The sequence below is a fragment of the Arthrobacter horti genome (genome assembly GCF_030731045.1).
GTDB lineage: Bacteria > Actinomycetota > Actinomycetes > Actinomycetales > Micrococcaceae > Arthrobacter_E > Arthrobacter_E nanjingensis.
The window spans coordinates 32198-50267 of the sequence record NZ_JAVALS010000011.1 but is presented as its reverse complement, the minus strand read 5'-3'; the positions used below and the strand labels follow the sequence as shown (position 1 = coordinate 50267).

The window sequence follows — 18070 nt, the reverse complement described above, 5'->3', positions numbered from 1 at the left end:
AGCAGTCGATGCTCAGGGGGTCACTTCAGGCCGAGTTCCCGGGTGGGCACCTTGGCGGTCTCCTTGGCGGTCAGTGCGGCGCCGGCGGCGATGAGGCAGATGACGGCGGCGAAGACCGAGGTCTGCACCCAGCCGCCCGGCTTGGTGCCGCCGATGGCGGAGGCGATGGTGGGCGCGAAGCCGGCCATCAGGAAGCCGAGCTGGGTGCCGATGGCGAGGCCGGAGAAGCGGACCTGGCTGCTGAACATCTCGCCGTAGAAGGACGGCCACACGGCATTCGCGGCGGCGTAACCGCAGGAGAAGTATGCGATCGCGGCCACGAACATGAGCGGGACCGAACCGGACTGCAGGCTCAGGAAGAACAGCGGCGTCATGACCGCGCTGGACAGGGCGCCGTAGATGAACAGCGGCTTGCGGCCGATCCGGTCGGCAAGCGTTCCGAAGAAGGGCTGGGTTCCCAAGGCCACCACATTGGCCACCACCACGAGCCACAGGGTGATGGTGCTGTTCACATGGGCCACGTCCTTGCCGTAGCTGATGGCCAGGGTGCCGAACACGGTGCTGATGGCGGCGATGAAGGCGCAGCAGATCACGCGGACCACGTCACGCCAGTGGTGAGTCATCAGCTCCGCGAACGGCAGGCGCACCTTCTTGGTCTCCGCGAAAGCCGCCGGCTCGTGCAGGCTGCGGCGGATGAAGAACGCCACCACTACGACGACGGCGCTGAGCCAGAACGGGATGCGCCAGCCGATGCCGTACTTGACGGCGTCCGGGAGAGCGGCCACGGGGATGAAGACCAAGGCTGCGAGGATCTGGCCGCCCTGTGTTCCGGTCAGCGTCCAGGAGGTGAAGAAGGCGCGGCGGCTGTCCGGTGCGTGTTCCAGGGTCATGGAGGAGGCGCCGGCCTGCTCGCCGGCCGCGGAGAGGCCCTGGCAGAGGCGGGCGAGCACCAGCAGTGCGGGGGCCCACCATCCGACGGTCTTGAAGTCCGGGAGGCAGCCGATGATGAAGGTGGACCCGCCCATCAGCACCAGGGTGAACAGGAGCACCTTCTGCCGGCCGATCCGGTCGCCGAAGTGGCCCAGGAACACCGCGCCGACCGGACGGGCCACATAGGCGAAGCCGAAGGTCGCGAAGGACATGACGGTGGCGTTGGCGTCCGCGTCCGGGAAGAACACGTGGGGGAAGATCAGCGCCGCTGCCGACCCGAAGATGAAGAAGTCGTAGTACTCCACCGCGCTGCCGAGGAAGCTTGCGAGTGCGGCCTTCCGGGGAGTGCCGGAGTGGCTGGTGGCCGCTCCGGAGGGGATGGCGCCCGGTGCTGCGGGCGGAAGGGTCTGATTCATGATGTTCCTTCGGTGTGACGGCGATGTCGCATCTGGAGTGTTGTCGCCGGCCGGGGCCGGCCAGGGTCCGGGAGGACAGTGAGTGAGAAGGTCCGCCTCGAGGAGTCAGTTTCCGGATGATGGGAACTGTTATTGCGATATAGAAGATTCTGGCTGTGAGCGCGGTCACTGTCAAGATTTTTTCTCACGATCTAGACACAGCTCTCATAATGTGGCAATCTTCTGCCCATGAGTGAGAAGGAAACCGCCAAGACGGACATGATCGGCAAGGCGCTGAGCCTGCTCGTGCTCCTGGGCGATGAGCCTCGTGGTGCGAGCGCCGCCGAACTGGCTCGCCGTTCCGACCTTCCGTTCAGCACGGCCTACCGCCTGCTGGGCTCCCTGACCCGTGACGGTTTCGTCGACTACGAGCCGGAAGGCCGGCGGTACCACCTCGGGCTGCGGGTCTTCCAGCTGGGACAGCGGGTGTCCAACCATCACGGCTTCGCCGGGACGGCGCGCCCGGTCCTGGAGCGTGTCACCGACGTGACCGGCGAGGCGACCATCCTCTCCGTACGGGACCAGCACCGCTACCTCACGGTGAACAAGGTCGACGGGCCGCAGATGTTCCGCGTCACGAGTGACCCGGGCCACCTGGGGCAGTTGCACACCACCGCGGTGGGCAAGGTCCTGGTGGCTTTCGCCTCCGAGGACGAGCGGGAGGCGCTCCTGGCCGGGCTGGAGCTGGACGCGCTCACGGAGCACTCGATCACGGACCGGGAGGCCTTCCGTGCCGAGATCGAGACCGTGCGGCGCCGTGGCTACGCCCTGATGGACGAGGAGAACGAGATCGGCATGAGGGCCATCGCCGTGCCGGTCCTCGGTGCCACGGGCGTGGCGCTCGCGGCGCTCGCGACGGCGGCGCCTGTTTTCCGGATGAGTGTGGAGCAGTTGCAGACGGTGGTGCCGCTCCTGAAGGATGCGGCGGCGGAGCTCACGGCCAGGCTCCCCCTGCGCTGAGCGGACCACTTCCTGACCATGCACGTACCGAATCCGAACGGGATGGGAGCCCGGGCCGCCTGGCCCGGCACCGCCCCATGGTGCCTCTGAAGGAGCACTGAGCATGAGCACTCACGCAGAATCAGTCCTGATCGGTCTGGTGGGGGACGGCGTTCTGCCCTCCCTGACGCCGCCCCTCCACGAACGGGAGGGCGATGTCCAGGGCCTGAGGTACCTGTACCGTCCGCTCGACCTCCCGGGCATCGGGCTTCCCGCTGACGCGATCGGCGATGTGCTGCTCTGGTCCTCGCGGCTGGGATTCAATGGCCTGAATGTCACGCATCCCTGTAAGCAGCTGGTGCTGGAGCACCTGGACGAGATGTCTGACGATGCCCGCCGGCTCGGCGCCGTCAATACCGTCCTGATCCGTGACGGACGGTTCATCGGCCACAACACGGACTTCTCCGGATTCAGCCGGGCGCTCGCGGACGGCCTCCCGGGCGCAGCCTTGGACCGTGTGGTCCAATTGGGGGCCGGTGGGGCCGGGTCCGCCGTCGCGGACGCCCTGCTGACCGCGGGTGTCCGCGTCTTCGACCTTGTGGACACCGATCCCGGGCGCTGTGCGGAGCGGGCGGAGGCGCTCGGTGAGCTGTTCCCCCAGACGAGGGTGACGGCCCACGCCGCCGCCGAGCTGCCGGCGCTGCTCGCGGAGGCAGACGGCGTCGTGAATTGCACTCCGGTCGGCATGGCCGCCCACCCGGGCGCGCCGTTCGACACCGGGCTCCTGGAGAGCCGCCACTGGGTGGCGGACGTGGTGTACCGGCCGCTGGAGACGCAGCTGGTGCGCGAGGCGCGGGTTGCCGGATGCCGGGTCCTGGACGGCGGCCGCATGGCCGTGGGCCAGGCCGCGGACGCCTTCCGGCTCTTCACAGGGCGCGACGCCGACGCCGGCCGCATGCGGGAGCACTTCCTGGAGCTGATCGCGGCCGAGGAAGCCCCCGCGACGGCCGGGGCGGGCCTCTGATGCGCACGGGGGTCGCCACCGTCTGCCTGTCCGGCACCCTGCGCGAGAAGATGCAGGCCTGTGCCATCGCCGGCTTCGACGGCATCGAGCTCTTCGAGCAGGACCTGATCACCTCCCCGCTCAGTCCGGAGGACGTGCGCGCCCTGGCCGCGGACCTGGGGCTCGGGCTGGACCTCTATCAGCCGTTCCGCGACTTCGACAGCGTGCCGGAGGACCTTCTGCGGGAGAACCTCCGGCGCGCCGAGGCGAAGTTCCGCCTCATGTCCCGCCTGGGCATGGACACCATCCTGGTGTGCAGCAACGTCGCCACCGCGCAGATCGACGACGACGGCCTGCGCGCCGAGCAGCTGGCGCGCCTGGCGCGGCTGGCCGGGGAACACGGGGTCAAGGTGGCGTATGAGGCGCTCGCCTGGGGCAAGTACGTGAATGACTACGAGCACGCCCACCGGCTCGTCGAGATGGTGGATCATCCGAACCTCGGCACGTGTCTGGACTCCTTCCACATCCTCTCCCGAGACTGGGACACCGCCCCCATCGAGGCGTTCCGCCCGGAGAAGATCTTCTTCGTCCAGGTCGCCGACGCCCCGCGGCTGTCCATGGATGTGCTGTCCTGGAGCCGGCACCACCGCGTCTTCCCCGGTGAAGGGCAGTTCGACCTTGCGAAGTTCATGGCCCATGTGGTCCGCGCCGGCTACTCCGGCCCGGTGTCCCTGGAGGTCTTCAACGATGTCTTCCGGCAGTCCGATGTGGACCGCACGGCGGTGGACGCCATGCGCTCGCTGATCTGGCTCGAGGAGCAGAGCGCACGCCGGCTCACCGTGCAGGACGGCGGCGCGCCGGCCGCGCACCGCCGTCGTCATCCCATGGAGCTGGCCACCCTGCCCCGGGTGCCGGAAACCACCGGGTTCGACTTCGCCGAGGTCAAGGCGGACGACACCGCCGGACTGGAGACGCTGCTGGGGCAGCTCGGCTTCGCGTTCGCGGGCCGCCACCGGACCAAGGACGTCCAGCTGTGGACCCTGGGGCAGGCGCGCGTCATCATCAACGAGCAGGCGCCCTCCCAGGCGGAGCCGGCCATCGCGGCTCTGGGCTTCGACGTCGATTCCCCGGTGCTGGCCTCGGCCCGGGCCCAGCAGCTCAAGGCGCCCGTGGTGCCTCGCACGGTGCAGGCGGACGAGGAGATGTTCCAGGGGGTCGCGGCTCCGGACTCCACGGAGATCTTCCTGTGCCAGGCGAGCCCGGACGGGACGGCGGCGTGGACTCACGAGTTCGGGGAGGGACAGGACGCCGGACCGACGTCCCTGTACGCCGTGATCGATCACGTCAACCTCGCCCAGCCGTGGCAGCACTTCGATGAGGCGGTCTTGTTCTACACGAGTGCCCTGGCGCTGGAGCCGGCGCCGTTCGCCGAGGTGCCGAGCCCCACCGGGCTGGTCCGGTCCCAGGTCATGCAGACCTCGGACCGGGCGGTGCGCCTGGTCCTGAACCTGGCCCCGATCGTCCAGCAGGGTGCCCCGGACGGCGCCCCTGGGCGCAAGAGCTATCAGGAGCACATCGCCGTCGCCGTGGATGACCTCGTCGCCATGGCCCGGGCCGCCAAGGAACGCGGACTGGAGTTCCTGCCGATTCCGGCCAACTACTACGAGGACCTTGACGCCCGCTTCTCCCTGGAGCCGGACTTCCTGGCCACCCTGCGCGAGCTGGATCTGCTCTACGACCGTGACGGGGAGGGCGAGTTCCTGCACTTCTACACGGCCACGGTGGGCTCGGTGTTCTTCGAGGTGGTGGAGCGGCGCGGGGGCTATGACGGCTACGGTGCCGCCAACGCCCCGGTCCGGCACGCCGTGCAGTACGACGCCCGGCAGTCCAGAGGCGTGGCCTGACGTTCCGTCCCGGGAGACCTCGGCGGTACCCTGGGTCTGTTCCATTGAATGAACAGACCTGGGGTGCCGGGCCGTCCTAGGAGAAGTGCATGGCGAACTCCCCATCCGGTGATTCCGTGGTGGACCGCGTGGTCCGGCTGCTGGCTGCGTTCCCCGAGGGCACCGTCCTGCTGCCGCTGTCCGAGCTCGCCGAACGCGCCGGCCTGCCGCTTTCCTCCACCCACCGCCTGGTCCGGCAACTGGCTGCCCATGGCCTCCTGGACCTCGGCGCGGGCGGCTCCGTGAAACTCGGTCTGCACCTGTGGGAGCTGGTCAGCCGGAACTCCCCCACCCTGGAACTGCGGACCGTGGCGCTGCCGTTCATGGAGGACATCCACACAGTGCTGCGTCAGAACGTCAACCTGGCGGTCCTGGACGGAGAGGACGCCCTGTTCGTGGAACGGCTCTCCCGTCCGGGATCCGTGGTCAACCGGGCCACGGTGGCCGGCCGCCTCCCCGTCCACATCTCCTCCGCAGGACTGGCGCTCATGGCGTTCCAGTCCCGCACCGTGCAGACCGCGTACCTCGAGGGGCTGGAAGCCCGGGGCTTCGCCGCCGCCGAGGTGCTGAGGCAGCATCTCGCGGAGGCCGCCCGGAACGGCTATGCCCAATTGGCCGGCGCCATCGACCCGGAGACCTGGGGCATCGCCGTACCCATCCTGGATGCCAAGGGACAGGCGGTGGCCGCGCTGGGCGTGGTGGTCCCGCTGGACGAGGTCCGGCTGCGGGAGGTGGTGCGGGCCCTTCAGCTCGCCTCCCGCCGGATTCGGAGCGGGCTGGAAGACCTGCGGCGCGATTAGCCGTTCAGGGAACGGGGCACCTCGTCGATCGCCGTGGACCGCCGGAAGCGGCCGCCCGGCTGTCCGACGGCCGCGTCCGGGGCTTCCGGGGTCACTCGGCGCGGGATGAATGCCAAGGCCAGGAGCGCTGCCACCGCGGCCAGGGCGAACACGTAGAAGCCCCACGGGTACGCCATCTTCGCGGTCACCAGGGCGCCGGTCACGGCCGGGCCAAGGATGGCTCCCAGCCGGCCCACGCCGGCGGAGAACCCCAGCGCCGTGCCGGTGAGATGCCGGGGGAACGGCTGGCTGACCCACGCGTATACCAGCACCTGGGCGCTGAACACGAACACTCCGGTGATGAACACGGCCAGATCCAGCAGGACCTCATTCTGCAGCTTCAGGCTCAGCAAGGCCAGCAGTACGGCGGACAGCCCGAACCATAGCAGGACGATGCGCTTGGTCCCGTGGCGGTCGGCGAGCCAGCCGGCCACCAGGAGGCCGGCAACGGCGCCCACGTTCAGGACGAACAGCAGCGTCAGGGAGGAACTCATCGAATAGCCGGCGCCGGCCATGAGTGTGGGGAGCCACGTGTTCAGGCCGTACACCAGAAGGAGGCCCATGAAGGATGCGGCGGCGACGCCCGCGGCGACCAGCGGGTAGGGCTTCTGCAGCAGGGCCGCGAAGCCGGGCTTCGACGCTGAACGCCGGCCCGCGCCGTCGTTCGTGGTGTTCTCGGCGCCCGCCGCGGCAGGCCGCGGGGCGGAGTCGGGCAGTTTGAACCACAGCAGCGGCGCCAGCGCCAGTCCGGCGAGGCCGCCGATGACGAACACGGCGCGCCAGTTCGGGATCAGCAGCAAGGCCAGCAGGGACGTCACGACGGCGCCCGCGTGGTATCCGGTCATGGTGCGGGTGGTGGCCCGGGCAGCGGAGGCGGCGGGCGCCAGATCGTTCATATAGGCGAGGGCTGCGGGCAGGCAGGCACCGAGGCCGAGGCCCGCCAACAGTCGGAAGAGGCTGAAAACGGCCACGTTCGGGGCGATCACCACGGCGAGCGTGAACATGGAGAACCAGGCGACGCAGGCCACCAGGAGTTTCCGGCGGCCGAAGGTGTCGGAGAGCGGGGCGATGAACAGGGCACCGATGCCCACGCCCACCAGGGAGATCGTGGCGGCCAGGGTGGCGCCGGCGGGGTCGAAGCCGAGTTCTTTGGACTTCAGCAGGGTGGGGATGACGGCACCCAGAACCACCAGGTCGAATCCGTCGAGGACCATGGCGAGCCAGCAGAGCATCGCCGGGGTGGATGTGCGGGAGGGGGACGACTGTGTCACGGGAGAACCTCCGTCAGAGGATGAATGGTGAGAGGTGTATCACTTTCGGTGCTGCGTCCGGAATGGCGCATTCCGTTGAATGGAAAATCTGGATCGGCGGGCTGGGAGGCGAGCAGGTGCATCGGCTTCCGTTCAATGGAATGCCATTGGCGTGGCGGCGGTGATCTGGAGCACACTCGGAGCAGTTGTCCGGAGCCGGTCCGATGGAGGGCCGGTCTGCAGGTGAAAGAGAGTCTGTCCATGAGTCGACGCACGACCAGCACCACCCAGGTCGCCATTGTGGGCGGAGGCCCGGCCGGCCTCATGCTCTCCCACCTGCTGGCAGGCCAGGGGATCGAGTCCGTGGTCCTGGAAGCCCGCAGCCGGCAGGCCATCCATGAGACCGTCCGGGCCGGCATCCTGGAGCACGGGACCGTGAAGCTGCTGGTGGAATCCGGCGTCTCGGACCGTGTCCTGCGGGAAGGCGACCGCCACGACGGGATCGAGCTCCGCTTCAACGGGGAGAGCCACCGGATCGACTTCCAGGACCTGGTGGGGGAGTCCGTGTGGCTCTACCCGCAGACCGAGGTGTTCGCGGACCTCGCGGCCCGCCGGGAGGCCGACGGCGGAGACGTCCGGTACGGCGTGTCCGGGGTGAGCATCGAAGGCGCGGAAACGGACCCCGCGCTGACCTTCACCGATGGGGACGGCCGGGAGTCCGAGCTCCGCGCCGACCTCGTGGTGGGCGCCGACGGGTCCCGCAGCTACTGCCGCGGCCTCATCCCGGAGCAGACGCGCCGTCGGTACTTCAAGGAGTACCCGTTCGCGTGGTTCGGCATCCTCACCGACGCACCCCGCAGCTCGGATGAGCTCATCTACGCCAACTCGGAGCACGGCTTCGCCCTCATCAGTCAGCGCACGGAGATCATGCAGCGCATGTACTTCCAGTGCGATCCGCGGGAGAACGTGGCCGACTGGGATGACGAGCGCATCTGGTCCACCCTGCGGCAGCGGGTCAACGGCAACGGCTTTGAGCTGAAGGAGGGTCCCGTCCTGGAGAAGGTGGTGCTCCCGTTCCGCAGCTTCGTCCAGGAGCCGTTGCGCCACGGCAAACTGTTCCTGGCCGGCGACGCCGCCCACACGGTCCCGCCCACGGGCGCCAAGGGCCTCAACCTGGCCATTCATGACGTGAAGGTCCTCTTCGAGGCCCTGGACTCTTACTACCGCACCGGCTCCACCGGAGGCCTGGACACCTACAGCGACGTCGCCCTGGGCCGGGTGTGGAAGGCCCAGCACTTCTCCTACTGGATGACCTCCATGCTGCACGCCGCCCCCGGGGACAGCGAGTTCGATCAGGCCCGCCGCCTGGGTGAACTGAACTCCGTGGTGTCCTCCCGCCACGGCGCCTCCTACCTGGCCGAGTGCTACACCGGCTGGCCGTCCCCGCGCGCCTGAGCCGTCGCCGGCCCCGGGCCTCACGGCCCGGGGCCGGTTCAGCAGGGATCGAAACTGTGTGCCGTCTTCAGCTCGACTGCTGCGGCAGAAGCCAGGTGATCCAGGACCGCCGCGGCGGCGGCGGGGTTCTCCGAGGCGGTGGCCACGGCACCGGAGAACACGGTGCTGACGGCGCAATCGGCCGGCAGAACACCCAGGATGCGGACTCCCGGTTCCCCCACCAGCTCGCTGAGCTGCTGGAAGCCGAGATCCACCTCGCCGGCGGCGAGCAGCCGCGCCACCGGGATGCCGGGACGCGCCTGCACCAGGCGATCGCCGACGTCGGACATCAGGCCCCAGGCGTCGATCATGCGGAGCAGCGCGGTGCCGCTCGGCCCGGTCGAGTACCCGATCCGGGAGGCCTCCCGCAGTGCTTGACGGACGCCGTCGGCGTCCGGGAAAGCCACGTCTTCCGGGCGCGTGGCCGGGCGGTCCTCACCGGACGGGACGGCCACGGCCACCTGGGAGAGCAGCAGGGGCCTGATCGTCGCGCCGTCCACGTGCCCGGCCTCGGCCAAGGTGCTGAGCGCACCGTCCGCCAGGAACACCAGGTCCAGCGCTTCGCCGCCGGCCACGCGCTTGGCCGCGTCCACACCGCCCACGGACTCCAGCGCCACCGATCCGAGCCCGGCGGACTCCGCCGCGCTCAGGAGGTCGGACAGCACCTGTCGGGTGGCCATCGAGGAGATGGCCTTCATGCCGCGTCCTCGAAGGTCTCCGAATCGACCTCGGCCGACTGCGCCGGGTTGTAGCGCTGCCCGGACACCGTCGCGGTGCCGATCAGCTCATCGGCCCGGGCCAGCACGGCCGGATCGGCCTGCAGACCGAGAGCCGCGAAGTCTTCGCGGAGATGGGCCACGCTCGTCGTCCCGGGGATCGGGACCACGTGATCGCCCCGGGACAGCAGCCACAGAAGGGCCAGCTGAGCGGGGGTGCAGCCGGCGTCCGCGGCGAGATTCCGCCAGGCGGGCAGGAGCGCGGCGTTCGCCGCCCAGTGCTCCGGCTGGAAACGCGGCATCGCCCGGCGGATGTCCCGTTCGGAGAGATCCGCCGGGCTGGACACCCCGTCGGCGAGGAAACCGCGCGCCACCGGGGAGAACGCCACCAGGGCCACCCCGGCCTCCCGCGTCGCCTCCAGCATCCCGAGCTCGGGATTCCGGCTCCACAGCGAGTACTCGTTCTGGACGGCGGCAATGGGAGCCACGGCCTGCGCCTCACGCAGACGGGCCACCGACACCTCGGAGAGCCCGATGGCGCCGATCTTGCCGGCCTCCACCATCTCGGCGAGGGCGCCCACGCTCTCCCCGATGGGGACGCTCTTGTCCCAGCGGTGCAGGTAGTAGAGGTCGATGTGGTCCACGCCCAGCCGGCCCAGGGAGGCCTCCACCTGGGCCCGCAGTGTCTCCGGGCGTCCATCGATGGTCTTGACGCCGTCCACCAGGGCCATCCCGCCCTTGCTGGCCAGGATCACCTCGTGGCGCCGGCCGGCGATCGCCCGCCCCACCAGCTCCTCATTGCGCCCACCGCCGTACAGGGTGGCCGTGTCCAGAAGCCGCACGCCGTCGTCGAGCGCAGCGCGGATCAGCGTCGCCCCCTCCTCCGGGGTGGGGGCGACGCCGTACGCGTGGCTGACGTTCATGCAGCCCAGGCCCATCCGTGGCAGGATCACGCCAGCTGCTCCTCGAGCGCCCCGAGGACCCGGTAGCAGTCGATCACCTGGCGCAGTGAGGAGTTCGGCTCCCGGCCCTCGCGGATCGCGGCGATGAACTCCCGGTCCTGCAGCTCGATGCCGTTCATGCTGACCGCCACGTTGGAGACGTCGATCGGCTCGTCCCGGCCGTTGACCAGATCGTCGTACCGGGCGATGTAGGTCTCCGTGTCGCCGATGTAGCGGAAGAAGGTGCCGAACGGGCCGTTGTTGTTAAAGGAGAGGGACAGCGTGCAGATCGCGCCGCTCTCGCTCTTGAGCTGGATGGACATGTCCATCGCGATGCCCAGCTCCGGGTGGACCGGTCCCTGAATGGCGTTCGCCTGCACGATCTTCCCCGCCTGGTAGGCGAACAGGTCCACGGTGTGCGCGGCGTGGTGCCACAGGAGGTGGTCGGTCCAGGTCCGCGGCTCGCCCTTGGCGTTGGTGTTGCTGCGGCGGAAGAAGTACGTCTGCACGTCCATCTGCTGCACGTTGAACTCGCCGGCGGCGATGCGCTGGTGGACCAGCTGGTGGGACGGGTTGAAACGGCGGGTGTGGCCCACCATGGCCACCAGGTCCGAGGCGTCGGCGATCGCGAGGGTCGCTTCGGCATCGGCCAGGGAGTCGGCCAGCGGGATCTCCACCTGCACGTGCTTGCCCGCGGCGAGCACGGCCTGCGTCTGCGAAGCGTGCAGTCCGGTGGGCGTCGCGAGGATGACGGCGTCGACGTCGTCGCGCTCCAGCACGGCGTCCAGGCCGACGACGGCGTGCGGCACGCCGTACTTCTCGGCCACCGCCTGGGTGGGCTCAGGGCGGGTGCCGCTCACCACGGTGACCTCGGCCTCCGGAATGTTCGCCAGGCCGTCCAGGTGCTTCATGCCGAAGGCGCCGGCGGCGCCGACGACGGCGACGCGGGTCCTGCTGTTGCTCATTCGAATCTCCTAGGGGTCGGTTCAGGCCGTGGCCGGGTCCTGCACGGACGGATTGGTCAGCACGAGGTGACCCACGGCGGTGTTGGAGGCGGGCACGTGGTAGAAACGGTGGTTGACCTCGGGGGATCCACCGCCGAACTGATCATCCATCGCGCCGCGGGCGATCAGCCAGTCCACGAGCTCGATGCCCTCGGAACCGGCCTCGTCCACGTACTCCATGTGCTGCCATTCGGTCAGGCCCACGGGGTCGGCGATCAGGTGGTCCAGGAACGCATTGTCCCACTCCTCGTTGATGAGGCCGGCGCGAGGGCCCTGGAGCTGGTGGCTCATGCCGCCCGTGCCCCAGATCTGCACGTTGAGCTGCTCGCCGTCCCACTTGTCCAGGGCGCGGCGCAGGGCGCGGCCCAGTTCGTAGCAGCGGCGCCCGGATGGCACGGGGTACTGGACCACGTTGACGGCCAGAGGGATGACCTTGCAGGGCCACTCTTCGACGTCGCCGAAGACCAGGGACAGGGGGACGGTCAGGCCGTGGTCCACCACCATCTCGTTGACCAGGGTGAGGTCGAAGTCGTCCTGGATCACGGACTGGGCGATGTGCGCCGCCAGTTCCGGGTAGCCCTTCACGTCCGGCACCGGGCGCGGCCCGTAGCCCTCATCGGCCACCGGGTAGTCGGAGCCGGTGCCGAGCACGAAGGTGGGGATGATGGAGGAGTCGAAGGCCGTGGCGTGGTCGTTGTAGACCAGGATGACCACGTCCGGCGTGTTCTCCTTGGCCCATTTGCGGGTCCACTCGTAGCCGTCGAAGACCTTCTTCCAGTACGGCTCCTCGGTCTTGCCGAGGTCCATGGCCGCGCCGATGGCGGGCACATGGGAGGTGAACAGCGCGGAGGTGTAGGCGGCCGGGGCGTCCTGGCGCAGGGTCTCGGCCTTCTCGCCGGGCTGCGGCGGGGTCCAGCCGTCCAGGTCCTTCAGGCGGTTGCCCTCCGGGCGGCGTCCGCCGCCCACCATCATGTCCCGGTACGCGGCTTCGGACATGCCGGTCATGGAGCCGGCCATCTGCTGGAAGCTCAGGCCGTGGGTGGCGCCGATCTTGCTCAGGAAGTAGATGTTGCCGCCCTCGGCGATGCAGGTGTTCAGGTCGATGTCCAGGACGGCCTGACGCTGGCGGGGGTTCAGCGGCCACTCGTCCAGGTACGCCTCCTGGTCGGCCAGGAACCGCTCGCGGTTCTCCGGCTTCATCAGGGACATGCAGAACTGGTTCAGGTGGTAGCCCTTGCGGGCCTGCTCGGCGTCGAAGATCGTGGTGCCGGGTACGTCCTTGTACGGCTTGTCGAGTGCCATGTCATGCTCCCTGGGTGTTCAGTGATTCGGGCCAGTAGAGGCGACGGGGGTTCTCCACCAGCAGCTGCCGCTGCAGTTCCGGTGTCGTCGCGATCCGCGGGATGTAGTCGACCAGCAGCCCGTCGTCGGGCATGTGGTCCTTGAGGTTGGGGTGGGGCCAGTCGGTGCCCCAGAGGACGCGGCCGGGGAACTCCTCGACCACGCGGCGGGCGAACGGCACCACGTCGGTGTAGGCGTGCTGTTCGCCGTCCAGGGCGCGCGGCCCGGTGACGGAGAGCCTCTCGGGGCAGGAGACCTTGGTCCACACGTTCGGATTCTCCCGCATGAACTGCAGGAACAGCGCGAACTCGGGCCCGTCCGGGTCCTTGGTGACATCCGGCCGGCCCATGTGATCGACCACCACATCCGTGGGGATCGAGGAGAAGAAGCCGTACAGCTCCGGAAGGTCCTCGGCTTCGAAGTAGATGACCACGTGCCAGCCGAGCGGGGCGATCTTCGCCACGATCTCCTCGAGCGAGTCGGTGGGCACGCGGTCCACCAGGCGCTTGACGAAGTTGAAGCGGACGCCGCGGACACCGGCCGCGTGCAGCTCGGCGAGCTGCTCCGCGGTCACGTCGCGGCGGACGGTCGCGACGCCGCGGGCGCGGCCGTTGCTGCGCTGCAGGGCGTCCACCAGGGCCCGGTTGTCCGCGCCGTGGCAGGTGGCCTGGACGATCACATTGCGCTCGAAGCCCAGCTGATCACGCAGCGCGAACAGCTGATCCGCGGAGGCGTCACAGGGCGTGTACTTGCGCTCCGGGGCGTAGGGGAACTGCCCGCCTGGGCCGAACACGTGGCAGTGGGCGTCCACGGCGCCTTCGGGCAGGGTGAAGGCGGGGGTGCTGGGGCCGTCGTACCAGTCGAGCCAGCCGGGGGACTTCTCGAAATCGCCGGTGGTGTCTCCGTGTGCCATGCTCAGTCCTCCACGTATTCCAGGCCGGCCTTCGCGAGCGGCTCGCGCATGCCGTAGATGTCCAGGCCCAGGACGCCGTCGCGGAATTTCACGCGCTTGGCCTCCTCGTTGTCCTCGCGCTTCTGCGAGGCATCCGCCACCGCCCCGACCAGTTCGCGCGGGACCACCACCACGCCGTCGACGTCGGCCACCACCACGTCGCCGGGGTTGACCACGGCGTTGGCGACCACCACGGGGATGTTCACGGAACCGAGCGTGGCCTTGACGGTGCCCTTCGCGTTGATGGCGCGGGAGAAGACCGGGAATTCCATCTTCTCGAGGTCCTCGACGTCGCGGACACCGCCGTCGATCACCAGGCCCTTGCAGCCGCGGGCGGTCAGGGAGGTGGCGAGCAGCTCGCCGAAGAAGCCGTCCTCGCTCTCCGTGGTGCAGCCGGCCACGATCACATCACCCTCCTGCACCTGCTCAGCGGCGACGTGGAACATCCAGTTGTCGCCCGGCTGCAGGAGCACGGTGACCGCCGGGCCGCAGAGCTTGGCACCGTGGTAGGCGGGCCGGATGTAGGGGCGCAGCAGTCCCACGCGGCCCATGGCCTCGTGGATGGTGGCGACGCCGAACCGGGACAGGCGCTCGACGTCGGCCGGGTCCGGCCGGTCGATGCGGGTGTGGACGATGCCGAGATTGTTCAATCGCATGAGGGGTCCTCTGTTCAGAGCCCCCGCGCCGCGAGGGCGCGGTCGAGGCGGGGGTAGACGCGGCGGGCGTTGCCTTCGAACACCTGGGCGCGCTGGGCGTCGTCGAGGTTCGGGGTGGCATCGACGTAGCGCTTGGTGTCGTCGAAGTGGTGGCCGGTGCGGGGATCGATGTCGCGGACGGCGCCGATCATCTCGCTGGCGAAGAGGATGTTGTCCGTGGGCACCACCGAGGTCAGGAGGTCGATGCCGGGCTGGTGGTACACGCAGGTGTCGAAGAAGACGTTCTTCAGCAGGTGCTCCTCGAACTCCGGCTTGCCCAGCGCCATCGCGAGACCGCGGAAACGTCCCCAGTGGTAGGGCACCGCGCCGCCGCCGTGCGGGATCACGAGCTTGAGGTCCGGGAAGTCTCGGAACAGATCGCCTTGCAGGAGCTGCATGAAGGCGGTGGTGTCCGCGTTGAGGTAGTGCGCGCCGGTGGTGTGGAACGCCGGGTTGCAGGAGGTGCTCACGTGCACCATCGCTGGGATCTCGTATTCGACGAGCTTCTCGTACACGGGGTACCAGGAGCGGTCCGTGAGCGCCGGCGCCGTCCACTTGCCGCCGGAGGGATCCGGGTTGAGATTGACCGTGACCGCACCGAGTTCCTCGACGGCGCGGGTGAGCTCGGCGAGGGTGGTCTCCGGTGCGACGCCGGGGGACTGGGGGAGCATGGCGCCCATGACGAAGTGCTCGGGGTAGAGCTCGCTGACGCGGGCGCAGAGGTCGTTGCAGATCCGCGCCCAGGTCTCGCTGACCGCGAGGTCGCCGATGTGGTGGGCCATGAACGACGCGCGGGGGCTGAAGACGGTGACATCGCTGCCGCGGTCCTTCATGAGCCTGAGCTGGTTCGCCTCGATGCTTTCGCGGATGTCGTCGTCGCTGATGCGCAGCGTGGCCGGATCGGGGGCCTCTCCTCGGCCTTCCGTGAAGGCGATCTGCAGATCGCGCCAGGCGCCCAGCGGAGCCGGTGCCGTGGTGTAGTGGCCATGAATGTCGATGATCATCGTGCGTCCTTGTCCCTCCAGGCCGTGGACCGACTGCTGTGGGGTCCCGCGCCGGCGCCTCTGCCGGATGCCGTTGCAACGACTGTAAGCCGCGCCACACGCTATAGTCGAATAGATATTCGAGCCTCCATATATAGAGGGGATCTATAGTGCAACTCGTCGACCTGAACCAGCTGCGGACCTTCGTGGTGCTGTACGAGCTGCGGAGCCTGACGGCCACCGCGCACCGCCTTCACGTCACCCAGCCCACGGTGAGTTACACGGTCCGGCGCCTCCGGGAACAGTTCGGAGATGACCTGTTCCGCCGGGAAGGCCACGCCATGGTCCCCACGGCGCGCGCCACCACGTTGTTCGGTCCGCTGCAGGACGCATTGGTGAAGATCGAGAACGCCCTGAGTGACCCGGGGGACTTCGACCCGATGACGTTCACCGGTGAATTCTCCTTGGGCCTGACGTCCATCGGTGAGCAGACCTTCCTGCCGCCCATCATGGAGGCGCTCGCCGGCGCCTCGCCCGGAATCCAGCTGAAAGTGGAGCGGCTCGATTCCGATGAGGTGCAGGACGGCCTGAGCCGCGGCACCATCGACCTGGCCATCACCGTCATGCTGATGGCCGATCCACTCCTCTGGCGGACCACGGTCCGGGACGTGGAGTATGTGGCGCTGTGCGCGGGGAAGCACGCTCTGCCTCCCGTGGGGCCGGAGATGTTCGAGGGGCGCCGGTTCGTCCGGGTGTCCGCCCGCGGTGGTCACGTCTTCCCTCTTCAAGCACTCGTGGAGCATGGCCTGATGGATCAGGTGGCCCTGACGGTCGAGGGTTACGCAACGGTGCCCGCAGTTCTGGAAGCGACGGATCTGGTGGTGTTCCTGCCACGGCACGTGGCGGAGGTCTTCAGGGGCTGGTTCCCCGGCCTGACGATCACGGACCTTCCGTGGCCGGGCGCCAGCAACCCCGTGGCGCTCTACACCCGCCGCGAGGCGAGCCTGTCCCCTGCTCAGCGGTGGTTCCGCTCGCTGGTGTTCGACGCCGTGGCCTCGGAGGCCTACCGCACTGAGGGGCCGGAACAGGGCTAAGCGTTGCGACGGGGCCGGTTCCAGCTGGCCTTGGCCGGCGCGAAGGGGCTGCGCAGATGGATCGACCAGGTGGAGTGCGGATGGACGGACAGAATGGACCGCTCCCACCAGGCACGGGCCTCCTCGGAAAGGGCCGGGAGCACGGCGTCCTTGTCCACGTCATCCTGGGGGCGCGGCCGCAGGGCTTTCCAGACCAGCTGAACCTCGGGTGCGCCGGTCGGGATGCCGCCGACGTCCAGGACCGCCCGCTCCCAGGGGAGCTGGAGACGAGGGTCCCGGCGGTACAGCCAGGCCCGCTGAATCCCGTCCTCCACGTTCACCCGGAGCACCCAGGTACCGGCCTGATCGTCGTGAATGGACACGGGCTGCACGTCGACGCCCTCCGGCACCTCATTCCACGGAGTCAGCACCTCGTCCACGGCGACCCAGGCGCTGAACCGCTCCGGCAGGAGGTCCACCAGGCGGGCCACGTCGGCCGACGTCGTGCTGACATCGGTGTTGCCGCGCTCCTGGATCTTCCGGCCCAGCCAGTGGTCCAGGGCCACGCCTCCTGACAGCCACCAGCGCACGTCCACGGCGTCCAGGAGCCGGGCCACGTCCTGCGGGGTCTGGAGAACCCAAGGGGTCACGGGGGTCGGAGTCAGCATGCACCGAGAATACCCCGGGTCCGGCTCAGCCGAGGAGGATCTCCAGCAGCTCCTCCGGCGCGGAGTAGAACGGGGAGTGGCCGGTGTCCAGACGGTGGATCGTGGCCTCTGGGGCGCGGGCGGCCATGAGCTCCTGGAGGGCCGGCGGTATCGCGCGGTCCTGGGTGCAGATGACGTACTCGGTGGGCGGAAGCTGCGCACCCGCAATGCTGACCGGGGTGGCGAACAGGGAAGCCGGCTGAGGCGTCAGCCGCTCGGCCGCGGCCTGGGCGATATCCGCCGGGACGCCGGTGCCGAAGACCTCGTGGGACTTGGTCATGTCGAAGATGACCACCGGTGGATCTCCTGCCACGGTGCTGTTCGCCTGGACGCCGTCTCCGGCGCCTTCGGGGAGTCCCGCGAGGGCCAGGAGGGACTCGCCGTCCACCGGCCGGAATGCGGTCACGTAGATCATCTTCGAGATGAGCTCCGGGACCTGGGCGGCCACCTGGGTCATGACGATCCCGCCCATGCTGTGGGCCACCAGGACGGAAGGTCCGTCCTCGGCCTTGAGCTCCTCCACGATCCGCGCGGCGGCGGATTCGAGGGTGACCTCGGAGACGGGGGTGGGATCATCCCCGGAGCCGGGAAGGTCCGGGGCCACTGCTGTGTGGCCCTTCGCGTCAAGTCCCGCGACGATGTCAGACCAGCACCATCCACCATGGAAGGCGCCGTGAACCAGAACAAAGTGTGTCATGGCTCACACGCTAGGCCCGGTGGTCTCCGTGTCCCACGGCAATTCCGTTCAATGGGATCTCACGGGCGGCTTAAAAATCGACTGCTCCATACGATGCCGTTTTCACCC

General features: G+C 69.0%; 17 protein-coding genes. 6 read left to right on the top strand and 11 right to left on the bottom strand.

Annotation, left to right across the window (positions count from 1 at the left end; translation table 11 throughout):
* Positions 1 to 20: 20 nt before the first annotated feature.
* Positions 21 to 1346 (bottom strand): MFS transporter, encoded by a 1326-nt coding sequence (locus Q9R02_RS13430; protein WP_305997210.1) that lies wholly within the window; start codon positions 1344 to 1346, stop codon positions 21 to 23.
* A 228-nt stretch (positions 1347 to 1574) separates the two neighbouring features.
* Here Q9R02_RS13430 and Q9R02_RS13425 point away from each other — a divergent pair, with 228 nt between their 5' ends.
* The 4 genes from Q9R02_RS13425 (at position 1575) to Q9R02_RS13410 (ending at position 6070) form a co-directional block, all read left to right on the top strand.
* Positions 1575 to 2345 carry an IclR family transcriptional regulator gene (locus tag Q9R02_RS13425; protein ID WP_305997209.1) on the top strand — a complete coding sequence of 257 codons (771 nt, stop codon included), beginning with the start codon at positions 1575 to 1577 and terminating at the stop codon, positions 2343 to 2345.
* Positions 2346 to 2448: 103 nt separating this feature from the next.
* Positions 2449 to 3348 (top strand): shikimate dehydrogenase, encoded by a 900-nt coding sequence (locus Q9R02_RS13420; RefSeq protein ID WP_305997208.1) that lies wholly within the window; start codon positions 2449 to 2451, stop codon positions 3346 to 3348.
* Positions 3348 to 5231, top strand: coding sequence for a bifunctional sugar phosphate isomerase/epimerase/4-hydroxyphenylpyruvate dioxygenase family protein (locus tag Q9R02_RS13415; RefSeq protein ID WP_305997207.1), 1884 nt, complete (start codon positions 3348 to 3350; stop codon positions 5229 to 5231). Before Q9R02_RS13420 ends, Q9R02_RS13415 begins: the two co-directional genes overlap by 1 nt.
* 89 nt (positions 5232 to 5320) lie before the next feature.
* The gene (locus Q9R02_RS13410) at positions 5321 to 6070 is read left to right on the top strand and encodes an IclR family transcriptional regulator (protein WP_305997206.1); all 750 of its coding nucleotides are present in this window, start codon (positions 5321 to 5323) and stop codon (positions 6068 to 6070) included.
* Here Q9R02_RS13410 and Q9R02_RS13405 read toward each other — a convergent pair.
* Positions 6067 to 7341, bottom strand: a complete 1275-nt coding sequence (locus tag Q9R02_RS13405) for an MFS transporter (protein ID WP_305997267.1) — start codon at positions 7339 to 7341, stop codon at positions 6067 to 6069. The two genes, Q9R02_RS13410 and Q9R02_RS13405, sit on opposite strands and share 4 nt — an antisense overlap.
* 279 nt (positions 7342 to 7620) lie before the next feature.
* Here Q9R02_RS13405 and Q9R02_RS13400 point away from each other — a divergent pair, with 279 nt between their 5' ends.
* On the top strand, positions 7621 to 8814 hold the full coding sequence (locus Q9R02_RS13400) for a 4-hydroxybenzoate 3-monooxygenase (RefSeq protein ID WP_305997205.1): 1194 nt from the start codon (positions 7621 to 7623) through the stop codon (positions 8812 to 8814).
* Between the two features lie 38 nt (positions 8815 to 8852).
* On the opposite strand, the gene Q9R02_RS13395 is transcribed toward Q9R02_RS13400, so the two are convergent.
* Genes Q9R02_RS13395 through Q9R02_RS13365 form a run of 7 tightly spaced genes read right to left on the bottom strand, consistent with a single transcriptional unit; the run spans position 8853 to position 15506 of the window.
* The gene (locus tag Q9R02_RS13395; protein ID WP_305997204.1) at positions 8853 to 9551 is read right to left on the bottom strand and encodes a substrate-binding domain-containing protein; all 699 of its coding nucleotides are present in this window, start codon (positions 9549 to 9551) and stop codon (positions 8853 to 8855) included.
* Positions 9548 to 10522, bottom strand: coding sequence for an aldo/keto reductase (locus tag Q9R02_RS13390; RefSeq protein WP_305997203.1), 975 nt, complete (start codon positions 10520 to 10522; stop codon positions 9548 to 9550). Before Q9R02_RS13390 ends, Q9R02_RS13395 begins: the two co-directional genes overlap by 4 nt.
* Positions 10519 to 11475 carry a Gfo/Idh/MocA family oxidoreductase gene (locus Q9R02_RS13385; protein ID WP_305997202.1) on the bottom strand — a complete coding sequence of 319 codons (957 nt, stop codon included), beginning with the start codon at positions 11473 to 11475 and terminating at the stop codon, positions 10519 to 10521. Before Q9R02_RS13385 ends, Q9R02_RS13390 begins: the two co-directional genes overlap by 4 nt.
* A gap of 21 nt (positions 11476 to 11496) precedes the next feature.
* Positions 11497 to 12816 (bottom strand): protocatechuate 4,5-dioxygenase subunit alpha/beta, encoded by a 1320-nt coding sequence (locus Q9R02_RS13380; protein WP_305997201.1) that lies wholly within the window; start codon positions 12814 to 12816, stop codon positions 11497 to 11499.
* A 1-nt stretch (position 12817) separates the two neighbouring features.
* Positions 12818 to 13768 (bottom strand): amidohydrolase family protein, encoded by a 951-nt coding sequence (locus tag Q9R02_RS13375; protein WP_305997200.1) that lies wholly within the window; start codon positions 13766 to 13768, stop codon positions 12818 to 12820.
* A gap of 2 nt (positions 13769 to 13770) precedes the next feature.
* Positions 13771 to 14463: a 4-carboxy-4-hydroxy-2-oxoadipate aldolase/oxaloacetate decarboxylase gene (ligK, locus tag Q9R02_RS13370; RefSeq protein ID WP_305997199.1), complete on the bottom strand. Its 693-nt coding sequence runs from the start codon at positions 14461 to 14463 to the stop codon at positions 13771 to 13773.
* Between the two features lie 14 nt (positions 14464 to 14477).
* Positions 14478 to 15506: an amidohydrolase family protein gene (locus Q9R02_RS13365; RefSeq protein ID WP_305997198.1), complete on the bottom strand. Its 1029-nt coding sequence runs from the start codon at positions 15504 to 15506 to the stop codon at positions 14478 to 14480.
* A 149-nt stretch (positions 15507 to 15655) separates the two neighbouring features.
* Between Q9R02_RS13365 and Q9R02_RS13360 the strand changes: the two genes are divergently transcribed.
* Entirely contained in the window at positions 15656 to 16579 is a 924-nt protein-coding gene (locus tag Q9R02_RS13360) for a LysR substrate-binding domain-containing protein (protein ID WP_305997197.1), read from the top strand.
* Here the strand turns inward: Q9R02_RS13360 and Q9R02_RS13355 are convergent.
* Positions 16576 to 17226, bottom strand: coding sequence for a nucleotidyltransferase domain-containing protein (locus tag Q9R02_RS13355; RefSeq protein WP_305997196.1), 651 nt, complete (start codon positions 17224 to 17226; stop codon positions 16576 to 16578). The genes Q9R02_RS13360 and Q9R02_RS13355 overlap by 4 nt on opposite strands.
* A 25-nt stretch (positions 17227 to 17251) precedes the next feature.
* On the bottom strand, positions 17252 to 17962 hold the full coding sequence (locus Q9R02_RS13350; protein WP_305997195.1) for an alpha/beta fold hydrolase: 711 nt from the start codon (positions 17960 to 17962) through the stop codon (positions 17252 to 17254).
* Between the last annotated feature and the right edge of the window lie 108 nt (positions 17963 to 18070).